The organism is Vibrio sp. VB16, assembly GCF_015594925.2.
Classification (GTDB): Bacteria; Pseudomonadota; Gammaproteobacteria; order Enterobacterales; family Vibrionaceae; genus Vibrio.
The window spans coordinates 1,291,503-1,304,126 of record NZ_CP087591.1 but is presented as its reverse complement, the minus strand read 5'-3'; the positions used below and the strand labels follow the sequence as shown (position 1 = coordinate 1,304,126).

The following is a 12,624-nucleotide window of genomic DNA, read 5'->3' as shown; positions in this document are numbered from 1 at the left end:
GTAGACCACATACGAACTATTAACTAAAAGTATGAAGGAATTGAATCTTCAAAACTGTTTGATGATGGATCTAGATGCACCATACAGCTTGTACTTTGAATACACTGATATCCTAGTTTTACATAGAACTCTGCACTAATATCGCTATGCAGAAAGACAGCCCTAGCCTTTTCTTCATTTAACAATTTATGCGTCACCGATTGAACCAAATACGAAGCAAAACCTTTACCTCTCATTTCATAGTCTGTCGCAACAGAACCAATACCATAACAATGTTCCGTTAACCCAAATTGGCCCGAATACACGATTAAAGAAGCAACAGGTTTATCATTTACGGCAAGTACATACCAACAGCCTAGTTTGTACTTAGAACTATTTCGACACTCATTTAGGTAGTCGTTAAGCGACAGGCCTTCACCCCAAACGTCATACCCCATGAGATAAACGGAATCTAACTCTTCAATTTTAACTTTTCTTATCAGCATAATAATATCAGTCATTATAAAATGGATTCACTAGCGATTTGTCCGTTGAATGTTATACCTTAAGTATCTGTCGATATTGAAGTAAAAATCAATTCCACCAATGACAACTGCAATAATGAGGTGTATTTGAATTTAGGACACACGCCCGAAAGGCTTAGCCAAAGAATGAATTTATACTAAGTCAATCTCAAATCAAATCGTTAGAGGTGGCTTCGTTTCTCTTAAGCGATACATTATCCGTATCTATTTCCATCACATTCGGGTTGCCTTATGACCACCGCTAGAAAACAACTGGTTTCTATTGAATCGACACCTTATTACCACTGTGTTTCTCGTTGTGTTCGACGCAGTTTTCTATGTGGTGTCGACCCGTATACTCAACAGAGCTATGAGCATCGTCGATCTTGGATTGAAACTAAAATTGAAGCTCTATCTCAACTTTACTGCATTGATATCTGCGCTTACGCCATTATGAGCAACCATTATCATTTGGTACTGCATATGAATCGTGATAAGGCTCTCGGGTTGTCGTCTAATCAAGTGATTGAGCGCTGGCAACTCAGTCATAAATTGCCCGCATTGATTCAACGTTGGCTTTCCCATCAAATTACAACTAGAGCAGAAGAAAAGGCGTGCCTAAGGATTATCGATTCATGGCGAAATCGTTTATGGAATTTAAGCTGGTTTATGAAAGAACTCAATTACGATATTGCCTTAAAAGCGAATCAAGAGGACAACTGCAAAGGGCATTTTTGGGAATGTCGTTTTAAAAGCCAAGCTCTTTTGGATGAGCAAGCACTCTTGGCAGCCATGGCTTATGTCGATCTTAATCCACTAAAAGCAGGTATCGCAGAGAAACCTGAAACCTCAGAATTCACATCAATAAAAGTCCGGCTAGAGGCATTAAAAGAACAAGAAGAAAAAGCCCGTTTCCTGTTCCCTTTCGTCGGTAACTCAACCAATAAGAACATTCACGGTATTCCTTTCCGATTGGTGGATTATATTGAGTTAGTTGATTGGACAGCACGACAATATCGAGAAAACACGGCGACGTTAAAGCCGTCACTCCCCCCACTATTACAAAGACTTGATATTGCACAAACTACCTGGCTTAACGCATGCATTCAGTTAGAACGATACGGGGTAACCGCCGTTGGATGTCATTGCCACGCAGAAGCCGCAAAGTTACATATGAAAAAGGTAAGAATTCATCTTTTTCGGCTGGATAATTAAATTTTCAACCTAACCTATCGCCCCGTATTATCGACTTGTCTTCGTTAGTCGCCTTTTATGCACCCCACCAGTTTTACGCCTGAAAATAATAAAGTATTCAGCTGTGTTACACGTAAAAAACTAGCTAGCAGCTATCTTCATTGACAAACTCACTTCAAATGAACCAAATAAACCTACTCATCATTTTTCGTTAGGTATATTTCCTCTGAACTGCCTTAAGGTGTATGTCCCTGTCTTAAGGTGTATGTCCCCATTCCATATACCATGCAATTGATCTACATCAAATGAACAGCATAAATCCACTAAGATTAGCCACAAATTCTCTAAGGGTTATTGTTATGATAATGGTTTTCATTTAGATTAACTTTATTAAATGACAATCATTGCGATTTAATCCGTTCATTTGATCGGACTCAGTCAATACTGAAAGCAAGAACTCTAGGCTATATTGCCACTTTGGGAGACGGAATTTTGAACCAAGCCATTTTTAGTCTAATACCAGATAAATTAGCCAGGTTATTGCAAGTTAATAATAAACACATAAGCGAAGCTCGCGGTGTTAAGAATTTATCTGAGGCAAAACTAAATAAAGAATACGAAATCAAAAACGTTATTTCAGACAATAAAGAAATGGCCAGTTTTCTTTCTACATTAGGCTGCTTTAAAGGAGAATCAGTAACCGTTATATCTATTTTGTCAGATACATATGTGATTTCGGTAAAAGATGCCAGATATAGCATAGACCTGGATTTAGCTAAAATAGTCATACTGATTTAATTATTCAAATAATGATGAGTTAGCTAAAACTGACTCAATGTCTAAATAGGGAAAATAACACTTTGAAAATTGCATTAGCAGGTAATCCAAATAGTGGGAAAACCACACTCTTTAATGCCATTACAGGAAAAATTGAACGTGTTGGTAATTGGGCCGGTGTCACTATCAGTAAAAAAGAGGGACTGATAAAAGCAACCATCAATCACTCAAATAGTGACATTGTAGCGGTTGACCTACCCGGTGCTTATTCCATGTCTCCATTTACTTCGGAAGAAACAATCACTCGTAATTTTGTTAAAAATGAAAAACCTGATGTTATTCTAAATATCGTTGATTCAACGAATTTAAATAGAAGTCTATTTTTCACAACTCAGCTCTTAGAACTTGGTATTCCCGTTGTTGTCGCTCTAAATAAAAGTGATTTAACCAAGAAGAGAAAAACTGAGATTGATATTACTCTATTAAGCGAAACTCTCGGATGTCCTGTAGTAGAAACAACGTCCATTAAAAGCAATAACAATGGCTTAGATGACCTTATTGCAAAAGCAATTGAGATTAAAGGACAGTCTCAAACAGCTCCGTTTAGTAGTCGAAACGTTAACTTAAGAGACGCGGATTCCGTCGAGTCTTCCGATACCGAACGTTTTGAATTTGTAAAAAATCTGGTCAGAAAATCCGAAAACAGGCAAACAAGAAGCTCAGTACAAACAAATCAAGATACTGCGGATAGAATTTTAGCCCACAAATGGTTTGGACTACCTATCTTTGCTGTCGTTATGTGGTGTGTATTCTCAATATCACAAACTCATTTGGGTCCAATTTTGGCGGATATCCTTGTTGGATGGATAGACGAGCTTTACGCTTTTGTTGAAAGTTTATTGGGTGATGATGTCTCTCCGCTACTAAGCGCTTTACTGCTAGATGGTATTATTGGCGGCGTGGGTGCGGTGATTGGTTTTCTGCCTCTAATTATGGTTCTCTTTTTCTTACTTGCTTTACTTGAAGACAGTGGTTATATGGCACGCGTTGCTGTCATTATGGATCGCTTCTTCAAAAAGGTAGGACTCTCAGGAAAGTCTATTATCCCGATGGTTATAGGCACAGGTTGTGCAATTCCAGGAATCATGGCAACAAGAACTATACAAAACGAAAGGCAACGAAGAACGACAGCGATGTTAACCCCCTTCATGCCCTGCGGTGCAAAACTACCCGTCATCGCATTATTTGCAGGTGTCTTTTTCAACGATGCTGCATGGGTTGGCACTACGATGTATTTTGCAGGTATTGCACTCATCATTTTTGGCGCACTGATGGTGGTTAGAATTACAGGTGAGAGACATTCAAGATCATTTTTCATACTTGAATTACCAGAGTACCGTTTTCCGAGTATTCAAAGAGCCGCTGTCTCTACATTAGCAAGAGCGAAAGCTTTCATAATTAAGGCTGGAACCATCATCTTATTATGCAACGCTGCCGTGCAAATCATGCAAACATTTAACTGGCAGTTTCAAGTTGTCGCAGAAGGCGCGGAACACACAAGCATCTTGGCTGGTCTTGCTTCCCCTTTCGCCTTTGTATTAATCCCACTTGGTTTCGGTGCATGGCAGTTGGCTGCGGCGGCAATCACAGGTTTTATTGCAAAAGAAAATGTAGTCGGAACATTGGCCGTTGTATATGGCATTACCAACTTCATCGATACAGAAGAGCTTGCATTGGTATCTGGTGGCGCGGACGTTGCTAGTGTTATGGGATTAACTTCAGTCGCAGCATTTGCATACCTTATATTCAATCTTTTCACTCCCCCATGTTTCGCAGCGATAGGTGCGATGAATGCCGAGTTAGAAGATAAAAAATGGTTGTTGGGAGGCGTAGCATTCCAATTTGGCATTGGCTATGTCGCTGCATTTACAACTTATCAGGTCGGAAGTTACATCACAACGGGTGTATTAGGTCAAGGATTTATATATGGCCTTATCGCCTCCTTAATATTGTTCGGAATTCTAATGTACCTAGTAAATAAAGGTGTAAAAAAAGAAGAACAAAAATTAGATCTATGTTCTTCTTAAGGAATAGCTCATGGCAAATATAATTGTAGCGTTAACTATTATTTTAATTATTGCGCTCTCAATATTTAAAATAGTCATTGAAAAACGCAAAGGCATAAAATGTATTGGGTGTTCCCTTAGTGGCGGATGCTCTTCTAATAAAACACAACCAAATAAAACAGTAGGTAAGAGAATAAATATCAAAGAAGTAAAATAAAAAATATGATTTTATTGATTCTTTTGATATTAAGGTCATAAATACCACCGTATGGGGGTGCATAAATAAACAAAGGATCAACAGATTGGTCCTTTTGAATTATCATCCATTTTGTTAGAATGCGCTCCTTTACAAGGTAGAGCCTTGCCAGACAACGTTAGGTCATAGATACACGACATGAAAGATACCAACACAATTATAGGATTAGTTAACCCAAAAAGCCCAGTGAACGTTGGCGGCGTAATGAGAGCGGCAGGATGCTACCAAGCAGACGCTGTGAGATATACGGGTCGACGTTATGACCGAGCAGTCAAGTTAAATACGGATACTAAATCCGCAATACATTCCATTTCATTAACTGGTGTGGATTCATTATTTGATGATCTGCCGACCGATATGAAAATTGTTTGTATCGAGTTAGTAGAAGGCGCAACACCTTTACCCAACTTTCAGCACCCTAAAAAAGCGATGTATATTTTCGGACCAGAAGATGGGTCTATCGATCAAAAAATCGCAAATAGAGCCGACCATGTTGTTTATGTTCCCACTGTTGGCTGCATGAACCTAGCCGCGTCGGTTAACGTTCTATTATATGATCGACTATCAAAATCAGACGACATCATTCAAGACGATGCTCTTATCCGAAGCAGTCGCGACAACAACAACAAACTTCGCATTAACAACTAAAACTGATCGTTATCGTATTGAGGACTTGGACGAGTAACCCTACATATTCATTAATATTTGTAGCGTCTGTCCCGTCATCGGTATTAAACTGAAGTCATCAACGAAACACGTGCGATATTACTTGTCTACAAACATATGATTGGCAGGCGTCACACCACGATCATATGTGCAAAATGTATCCGTGACCGATTCCGTTTTACTATGAATTTTAATATTTGTAATCACTTCTAAAGCGCCAGCGTCATAACATGCTTGTTGAGCACGCTTCACAATATCAAGTAATTGATCCAGTTCACCCTTCATTGTGGTTTCCATTGCGCCTACTTGATAAGGCACATTCGCGGCTTTGACAACCTCTATCGCTTTATCGACGACTTCAAAGTTGTTGCCTTCTTTCAATCTAGGTATGACTTGAAAAGCAACAAACACATCCTTAATCACTGGGTTTTCAATCGACATTTTTATTTGGCCTTTGGAGGTTAACTATCTGTTCATGCTATCATTTTTTTTGTCAGTTACGAAGCAGATGAGACAAGGTCAAATGGGTCATATAAGACGTTATGACATCAAAATTCTTCTAACAAGCCTATCTCTAGATTGCCTAAAATAACCATAAATTATTGAGGGCTTATTTTTTAACCTATTGAATTAACTGAAAATGCAGAATTATATGTTGCCTACTTCAAATTTAATGATTTAAATTCTAATAATAATGTATTTTGTGATTTATTCTTATTTCGCTAATCCTAAATAGGTATACACTCAATTTTTAACCAATACATTCTCTTACTATGAAATTCAAAAAATGGTCTATCGCGTTTATTGCAATTATTGGCGTCATTATTGGCTGGTTTAGCCTTGGCGGTACTGCTGTTGTAATGCATCTTACATCAAGCACAGAATTCTGTGTTTCATGTCATACGATGGACGCCCCCTATCAAGAATACCAAGGTTCTAAACACTTCAGTAACGCAAAAGGAATAAGAGCCGAGTGTTCTGACTGCCATATTCCTTCCGACCCTATCGATTACGTTATTACTAAAATTAGAGCATCCAAAGACATCTACCACGAATTCGTAACGGGCAAAATCGATACGGAAGAAAAATACGAAAACCATCGCTTAGCGATGGCTGAAACCGTATGGGCTCAAATGCGGGCAAATGATTCTGCTACCTGTCGTTCATGTCACAGCTATGATGCAATGGACACCTATGAGCAGTCTGAAAATGCGCAGAAAATGCATGAATATGGTATCGAAAACAGTCAAACCTGTATCGATTGCCATAAAGGTGTCGCTCATTTCCCACCGGAACTTGAAATGAGTAGTGAAGCGTATGACAACCTAATTGAACTCACTAATGCGACGAAACCTGATGCTCAAAAAGTCTATCCAATCGATACCATTTCTATTGGTGACTTTGGTACGGTCAATCCAACGGTAGAACTTACCGTACTTTCTAATGACGCTAACTTCAGAACGGTTCAAATTTCTGGTTATCAGATGAAAGGTGCAGAGCAAGTTCTTTATGTGGGAGAAGGAAAACGCGCGATTATTGCGAAGCTGACTGACAAAGGCCAAGCCGCACTCAAAGTTGGGGAGTTTGCAGAAGACGAATATGGTAACGCCTGGCGTACTGCTGAGCTTCAAGCAACGACGGATGCCGCTGTTCTTGGTTCGATTGATCCTCTATGGAGCTACGCAGAGGAATTGGACAATGTTTATTGTGCAGCATGCCACTCGATCATACCAGGCCATCATTTTACCGTTAACGCATGGGGTCCTGTCGCCAAAAGCATGGGTGAACGAACCGATATTACTGAATTAAACTTAGAAATTTTAACCAAATTTTTCCAAAGCCACGCTAAAGATGTGGTTGGCCATTAACGGATAATTACAAACAATTGCGAACGAGAGAAGAGGAATAAGGTCTATGAACAACATTTCACGTCGAGGTTTCCTTAAGGGAACGAGCATGGCGGCTGGTACTTTAGTATTTACCAGCATTGTGCCGATGCAAGCAATGGCAAAACAGAAAGGCGATGGTGTGCTCACCGCAGGTCGAATGGGTGCAATGATCGCAGAAGTTAAAGATGGCAAACTTGTTTCAACAAAAGGCGCTCTGGCTAGAACCGTTCCCAACAGTCTACAAACTACTGGCCCGGATCAAGTACACACCAACGCACGTATTAAGTATCCAATGGTTCGCAAAAGCTATTTGGAAAACCCAACCGCTCCGAAAGGTACGCGTGGTGATGATGACTACGTTCGCGTTTCTTGGGATGAAGCTTATAAATTGATCCACGAACAACACATGCGTATCCGTGAAGAAAATGGTGCAGAGTCCGTGTTTGCCGGCTCTTATGGTTGGCGCTCTAGTGGTGTTCTACATAAGGCACAGACACTGCTTCAACGTTATATGGGCATGGCTGGAGGCTACTCTGGGCACTTGGGTGACTATTCTACCGGTGCCTCACAGGTTATTATGCCTCACGTGATGGGGTCGATTGAAGTCTATGAACAGCAGACAACGCACCCTGTTATTCTTGAGCACAGTGACGTCGTCGTTCTTTGGGGTTTAAACCCAATGAACACATTGAAGATTGCATGGTCGTCTACAGATGAGTCTGGATTAGAGTTCTTCCATCAGTTGAAGAAATCCGGAAAAACCATCATCTGTATTGACCCAATGCGTTCTGAAACCATTGAGTTCTTCGGCGATAATGCACAATGGATAGCACCAAACCCTATGACTGATGTTGCTATGATGATGGGTGTCGCACACTCACTTATTAGCAACAAAAAACACGACAAAGCTTTCTTAGACAAATACACATCAGGCTATGATAAATTTGAAGCGTACCTGTTGGGTAAAGAAGACGGCGTCGAGAAAACACCTGCTTGGGCAGAAGAAATTACAGGCGTTCCAGCGAAACAGATGGAAGTTCTGGCCGATATCTTTAGTAAAAACAGAACAATGTTAATGAGTGGCTGGGGCGTACAACGTCAACAATTTGGTGAGCAACGTCACTGGATGCTCGCGACTCTTGCCGCAATGCTAGGACAGATTGGTCAACCTGGTGGTGGTTTTGGTCTTTCGTACCATTACTCAAACGGCGGAAACCCTACCCGTGATGCAGGCGTTCTTCCGGCAATTTCATCGTCTATCGGCGGTGGTTCTTCTGCTGGTAACGACTGGGCAGTTTCTGGTGCAGTCAATGCATTCCCTGTTGCGCGTATTGTAGAAGCGCTTGAAAACCCAGGTAAAAAATACCAACACAATGGTCAAGAGCTCACCTTCCCTGAGGTCAAAATGATCTGGTGGGCAGGCGGCGGCAACTTTACCCATCACCAAGATACAAATCGCTTAATCAAAGCATGGCAAAAACCTGAACTCGTGGTTATCTCTGAGATATATTGGACGGCAGCGGCGAAGCATGCGGATGTTGTTCTTCCTATCACGACGTCATTTGAGCGTAATGATATGACGATGACGGGTGACTATAGTAATCAACACCTAATCCCTATGAAGCAAGCGGTTAAACCACAAGGTGAAGCTCGAAATGACTTTGACGTATTTGCGGATATGGCTGAGTTAATCAAATCTGGTGGCCGTGACGTTTATACCGAAGGGAAAACGGAGATGGATTGGCTGAAAGGTTTTTACGAAACGGCGCAGAAAGGTGGTCGCGCGGCACGTATCCGTATGCCTAATTTCGGTAAGTTCTGGGATACCAACGAACTGATAGAAATGAAGTTTAACAAAAAAGCGGCGCAGTTTGTTCGCCATGCAGAGTTCCGTAAAGATCCAGTAATGAACCCGCTTGGAACACCTTCAGGTAAGATTGAGATCTACTCAAAAACCATCGAAAAATATGGCTTAGAAGATTGTCCTGCCCACCCTACTTGGCTAGAGCCAACAGAGTGGCGTGGAAGTGCTAAGAAAGATGAACTTCAACTAATGGCAGCACATGCTGCTCATCGTCTACACAGTCAATTTAACTATGCCAAACTTCGTGAAGAATACGCAATAGCGAACCGTGAACCTATAACCATTAATACCGAGGATGCAAAAACCCGTGGTATTAACAACGGTGATCTAGTTCGTGCTTACAATGACCGTGGACAGGTACTTGTGGGTGCATTAGTTACAGATGGAATCAAGCAAGGTTCGGTCTGTATCCACGAAGGTGCTTGGCCTGATTTGGATCCTAAAACCGGGCTATGTAAAAACGGTGGTGTCAACGTACTGACGAGTGACATACCGTCTTCACGTTTGGGTAACGGTTGTGCTGGTAACTCGGCTCTAGTTAAAATAGAGAAGTACACTGGCGAAGTGCCTAACTTGACTGCATTTACACCTGTAACAAACGGTTAAGCTACCATTTAGTAAGGACCCCTTTCATAAGGGGTCTTTTTTTATTTCAAATTTCCCTCCTTACTTTATCCCTATAATGAATCATGGCTCAATGACCAGTCAAAACTGAGATAAAACAAGTAAAGCTGTCTCTCGTGTACTTAAATAATTGTGAATAGCTTTCATATGCCTAAACTCTCAATGTGAGATTATCAAGGCAACTAATTAAAGGTCGCATAAGAGGCGAATTTGTAGGTCAGTTAAGGACAAGTCTTCTCTTTTTCGCTAGTATTCACACAATTAGAACAATAGGTTGAGTTAATATGAAAATTTCCGTTGATAGCGGTTCTTTTAAGGTCTCAATAGAGACTGAATTTGAAGGTTTAATTGCTGAAGCAACAGATATCTTCCGAACAACGGTAAAGCAAGCCAAATCAAACGACAAAGCTGTCTTACGTTTTTTGCAGATCATTCTTGAACACCGCGAAAGTGACGATGCTGTTGGTTATGCCGTTCTTGGACTGTTAGGTTGGTATAACCACGTGATAGGCGAAGTAGAAAATAAGGATATCGAACTTAATTTACCCAAAATTCTACCGCATATCATCAATCCTGCTGGTGATCTGACCGCGACGAGTGCAAATGAATTAAATACCTTTAAAGCGTCGTGAATCAGGTTTAACTTGCTCGGCTAAAGCACATTGTCTGGTGGAAGTTCATCATATTGATGTACACCATCAGCAATGATTTCCCATGAGGCTTTTGACCCGACAAATATATGGCGACTCAGCTGAACCTTAGGATCACCGTTGACACAGCCTAAAGTAACGCCATGTACTTCGTCTTTAAAAACACCCGTTAAAGTTGAACCGCATTTGCTACAAAACTGCAGTCCAAACCCATGTTGCCCAATGTAAGAAGATAACCGTTCTTCACCACTGAGCCACTTAAACTCACTCTGATTCACTAACGCATAAGCCGAGGCCTGAGCACTAAACGCCTTTCTACACCGTGAACAATGACATGACCGAACATCATATAAAATCCCGTCTAACTGGTACTTTATATCGCCACAGAAACACTCCCCAGTTATAGTCATGTATACCTTCCTTTTTAGAAATTCTGTTTGATGGAATTGATGATAATAGCAGGTCTAGGTTATTTAAATCGACGCATTAACTCAACTTCCAAGTCAACTGGTAGAAATGGGGTTGTCTGCTTAGGTCACCCCATTATCGCTCAGGCATTAATAGACTCCGGTGCGAATATAATAAAAATGAAGCAATCAGGTATAATACTGCCTACAATGCTTATTCGTTCACCAATGCAAAGTCAGGTTTCTGATGTTATTCAGTATTGTGATATCAGTCTTAACACTGAAATATCGGTGGTACAACAGCTTTCCGAAATTAAAAAAAAATTTAGTATTAAATTGGACATAATTTCAGGAGGAAACTCCGCCTCCCTTAACCAGGCGTTAAAGAATGCAAGATCCACACGGGTTAATCACCTTCGACTGGGCGAAGCTATTTTCTTAGGTTGTGAGCCCTTATATCAAGAAAAAATAACCGGTTTATTTAGCGACGTTGTCACACTTACTGCGGAAGTTATCGAACCTAAAGTTAAGCCTTCTTTACCTTGGGGTAAACAGGCCGCTGATGCGTTTGGTGGAAAACAATAGGTCCATGATAGAGGCCTTGTATCATCAACAAATGATCACCTACTTATTGAAACCTCAAAGGGTTCCTTGGTTGTAGGACAGAAAATTCAATTTCAATTAGATTACAGCGCTCTTTTGTCTGCAAAGACGTCACCATTTGTAGATAAGTATTTTCTAGAGCCACTGAGCTAAACATAATCAAAGGTTTAAAATGAATGACCATGAATTTTTCACAAAGCTTAATGATGCTATTTTGCTTAACTTTGAATCATTTACTTTATGGGAGAGAGCATTCCTGTCTGAAATGCTACAAAAAGTAGTGCATAAACAGGCTGTCTCTAAGAAACAGAAATCACTCGTCGAAAAAATTATAATTAAGCGGCAGAAAAAAAAGAAATGATTTATCTCTGGTACAAAGACCGAAAGCGATGACGGACAAACGAGGACATATAGAGTCCTCGTTAGAGTTAGTTAGGATCATCAACTCTTTTCGCTAAGTCTCTTGTTCGGCCTTTTTTTTAAACAATTAGAAACCAGAATTCGGCTCTTTCAAAAACGCACGCTCTTCTTCTGTTGATACTCGTCCCAAAATATCATTGCGATGCGGGTAGCGGCCAAATCTATCAATAATCACCTTGTGTTTTATCTCAAAATCTAGATTACCCGTTTGCCCCAACGCTTTAAAAAGCCTTAACGCTTCTTCGTGAATACATTGAGATTCACTGTGCATATAAGGCATATAAAGAAACGTTCTTTCAGCCAAATCAAGTTGTTGGTCATAACCACCAATAACGGCCTCTTGAGCTAAAGCTAATGCAAGTGCATCGGTCGCAAAGGCGAGAGGCGTATCTCTGAAGATATTTCTGGGAAACTGGTCCAATACGATAATTTCGGCCAAACGACCTTCCGCCGTCTTCCTCCATTCAAATAGATTACATTGGCTTGCCTGTTGATGTAACGCCATAAAGCGATTCTGGATTATCTGATCAAATTCAAGATCTTTCTTAAACCACATTTCTGGTGTGCATTCTTTGAACCAAAAATCGATTATAGATTGGCTATTTTGCTCTGTTTTCATCCTATATCCGCTCCAATTAAACGATGCTTATAATGATAGACTATTATTTAGTTTAGATTAGAACTATTCTCAACTTGAACCAGATC

The 12,624-nt window shown here is 40.5% G+C and carries 12 protein-coding genes and 1 pseudogene; 9 read left to right on the top strand and 4 right to left on the bottom strand.

The window, feature by feature from the left end:
- Nucleotides 1–23 precede the first annotated feature (23 nt).
- The gene (locus IUZ65_RS22295) at nt 24–500 is read right to left on the bottom strand and encodes a GNAT family N-acetyltransferase (protein WP_229638285.1); all 477 of its coding nucleotides are present in this window, start codon (nt 498–500) and stop codon (nt 24–26) included.
- Between the two features lie 255 nt (nt 501–755).
- On the opposite strand from IUZ65_RS22295, the gene IUZ65_RS22290 reads away from it, so the two are divergent.
- The 5 genes from IUZ65_RS22290 to IUZ65_RS22270 all read left to right on the top strand — a co-directional run bounded on the left by IUZ65_RS22290 (nt 756) and on the right by IUZ65_RS22270 (nt 5,444).
- Nucleotides 756–1,718, top strand: a complete 963-nt coding sequence (locus tag IUZ65_RS22290; RefSeq protein WP_195706197.1) for a transposase — start codon at nt 756–758, stop codon at nt 1,716–1,718.
- A gap of 471 nt (nt 1,719–2,189) precedes the next feature.
- On the top strand, nt 2,190–2,495 hold the full coding sequence (locus IUZ65_RS22285; RefSeq protein WP_229638284.1) for a FeoA family protein: 306 nt from the start codon (nt 2,190–2,192) through the stop codon (nt 2,493–2,495).
- A 62-nt stretch (nt 2,496–2,557) separates the two neighbouring features.
- Nucleotides 2,558–4,561, top strand: coding sequence for a ferrous iron transport protein B (gene feoB, locus IUZ65_RS22280; protein WP_195706196.1), 2,004 nt, complete (start codon nt 2,558–2,560; stop codon nt 4,559–4,561).
- A gap of 10 nt (nt 4,562–4,571) precedes the next feature.
- On the top strand, nt 4,572–4,757 hold the full coding sequence (locus tag IUZ65_RS22275; protein ID WP_195706195.1) for a FeoB-associated Cys-rich membrane protein: 186 nt from the start codon (nt 4,572–4,574) through the stop codon (nt 4,755–4,757).
- Nucleotides 4,758–4,934: 177 nt separating this feature from the next.
- Nucleotides 4,935–5,444 (top strand): RNA methyltransferase, encoded by a 510-nt coding sequence (locus IUZ65_RS22270; protein ID WP_195706194.1) that lies wholly within the window; start codon nt 4,935–4,937, stop codon nt 5,442–5,444.
- A gap of 117 nt (nt 5,445–5,561) precedes the next feature.
- Here the strand turns inward: IUZ65_RS22270 and IUZ65_RS22265 are convergent, their stop codons facing one another.
- On the bottom strand, nt 5,562–5,903 hold the full coding sequence (locus IUZ65_RS22265; protein ID WP_195706193.1) for a thiamine-binding protein: 342 nt from the start codon (nt 5,901–5,903) through the stop codon (nt 5,562–5,564).
- Nucleotides 5,904–6,235: 332 nt separating this feature from the next.
- On the opposite strand from IUZ65_RS22265, the gene IUZ65_RS22260 reads away from it, so the two are divergent.
- The 3 genes from IUZ65_RS22260 to IUZ65_RS22250 all read left to right on the top strand — a co-directional run bounded on the left by IUZ65_RS22260 (nt 6,236) and on the right by IUZ65_RS22250 (nt 10,471).
- Nucleotides 6,236–7,330, top strand: coding sequence for a NapC/NirT family cytochrome c (locus IUZ65_RS22260; RefSeq protein ID WP_195706192.1), 1,095 nt, complete (start codon nt 6,236–6,238; stop codon nt 7,328–7,330).
- 46 nt (nt 7,331–7,376) lie between these two features.
- Nucleotides 7,377–9,821, top strand: coding sequence for a molybdopterin guanine dinucleotide-containing S/N-oxide reductase (locus tag IUZ65_RS22255; RefSeq protein ID WP_195706191.1), 2,445 nt, complete (start codon nt 7,377–7,379; stop codon nt 9,819–9,821).
- A gap of 302 nt (nt 9,822–10,123) precedes the next feature.
- A complete protein-coding gene (locus IUZ65_RS22250; protein WP_195706190.1) occupies nt 10,124–10,471 on the top strand; it encodes a hypothetical protein in 348 nt (115 codons plus the stop codon).
- A gap of 20 nt (nt 10,472–10,491) precedes the next feature.
- Here IUZ65_RS22250 and IUZ65_RS22245 read toward each other — a convergent pair whose 3' ends face one another.
- Nucleotides 10,492–10,899, bottom strand: coding sequence for a GFA family protein (locus IUZ65_RS22245; RefSeq protein ID WP_195706189.1), 408 nt, complete (start codon nt 10,897–10,899; stop codon nt 10,492–10,494).
- 120 nt (nt 10,900–11,019) lie between these two features.
- Between IUZ65_RS22245 and IUZ65_RS22240 the strand changes: the two are divergent.
- Nucleotides 11,020–11,652, top strand: a pseudogene (locus IUZ65_RS22240) (hypothetical protein); the annotation flags it as partial.
- 334 nt (nt 11,653–11,986) lie between these two features.
- On the opposite strand, the gene IUZ65_RS22235 reads toward IUZ65_RS22240, so the two are convergent.
- Entirely contained in the window at nt 11,987–12,538 is a 552-nt protein-coding gene (locus IUZ65_RS22235; protein ID WP_195706188.1) for a DUF924 family protein, read from the bottom strand.
- Nucleotides 12,539–12,624: the final 86 nt, after the last annotated feature.

Coding starts and splice junctions, on each gene's coding strand:
- IUZ65_RS22275 (WP_195706195.1), top strand. CDS start 4,572: ATGGCAAATATAATTGTAGCGTTAACTATTATTTTAATTATTGCGCTC.
- IUZ65_RS22265 (WP_195706193.1), bottom strand. CDS start 5,903: ATGTCGATTGAAAACCCAGTGATTAAGGATGTGTTTGTTGCTTTTCAA.
- IUZ65_RS22255 (WP_195706191.1), top strand. CDS start 7,377: ATGAACAACATTTCACGTCGAGGTTTCCTTAAGGGAACGAGCATGGCG.
- IUZ65_RS22245 (WP_195706189.1), bottom strand. CDS start 10,899: ATGACTATAACTGGGGAGTGTTTCTGTGGCGATATAAAGTACCAGTTA.
- IUZ65_RS22295 (WP_229638285.1), bottom strand. CDS start 500: ATGACTGATATTATTATGCTGATAAGAAAAGTTAAAATTGAAGAGTTA.
- IUZ65_RS22270 (WP_195706194.1), top strand. CDS start 4,935: ATGAAAGATACCAACACAATTATAGGATTAGTTAACCCAAAAAGCCCA.
- IUZ65_RS22260 (WP_195706192.1), top strand. CDS start 6,236: ATGAAATTCAAAAAATGGTCTATCGCGTTTATTGCAATTATTGGCGTC.
- IUZ65_RS22250 (WP_195706190.1), top strand. CDS start 10,124: ATGAAAATTTCCGTTGATAGCGGTTCTTTTAAGGTCTCAATAGAGACT.
- IUZ65_RS22290 (WP_195706197.1), top strand. CDS start 756: ATGACCACCGCTAGAAAACAACTGGTTTCTATTGAATCGACACCTTAT.
- IUZ65_RS22235 (WP_195706188.1), bottom strand. CDS start 12,538: ATGAAAACAGAGCAAAATAGCCAATCTATAATCGATTTTTGGTTCAAA.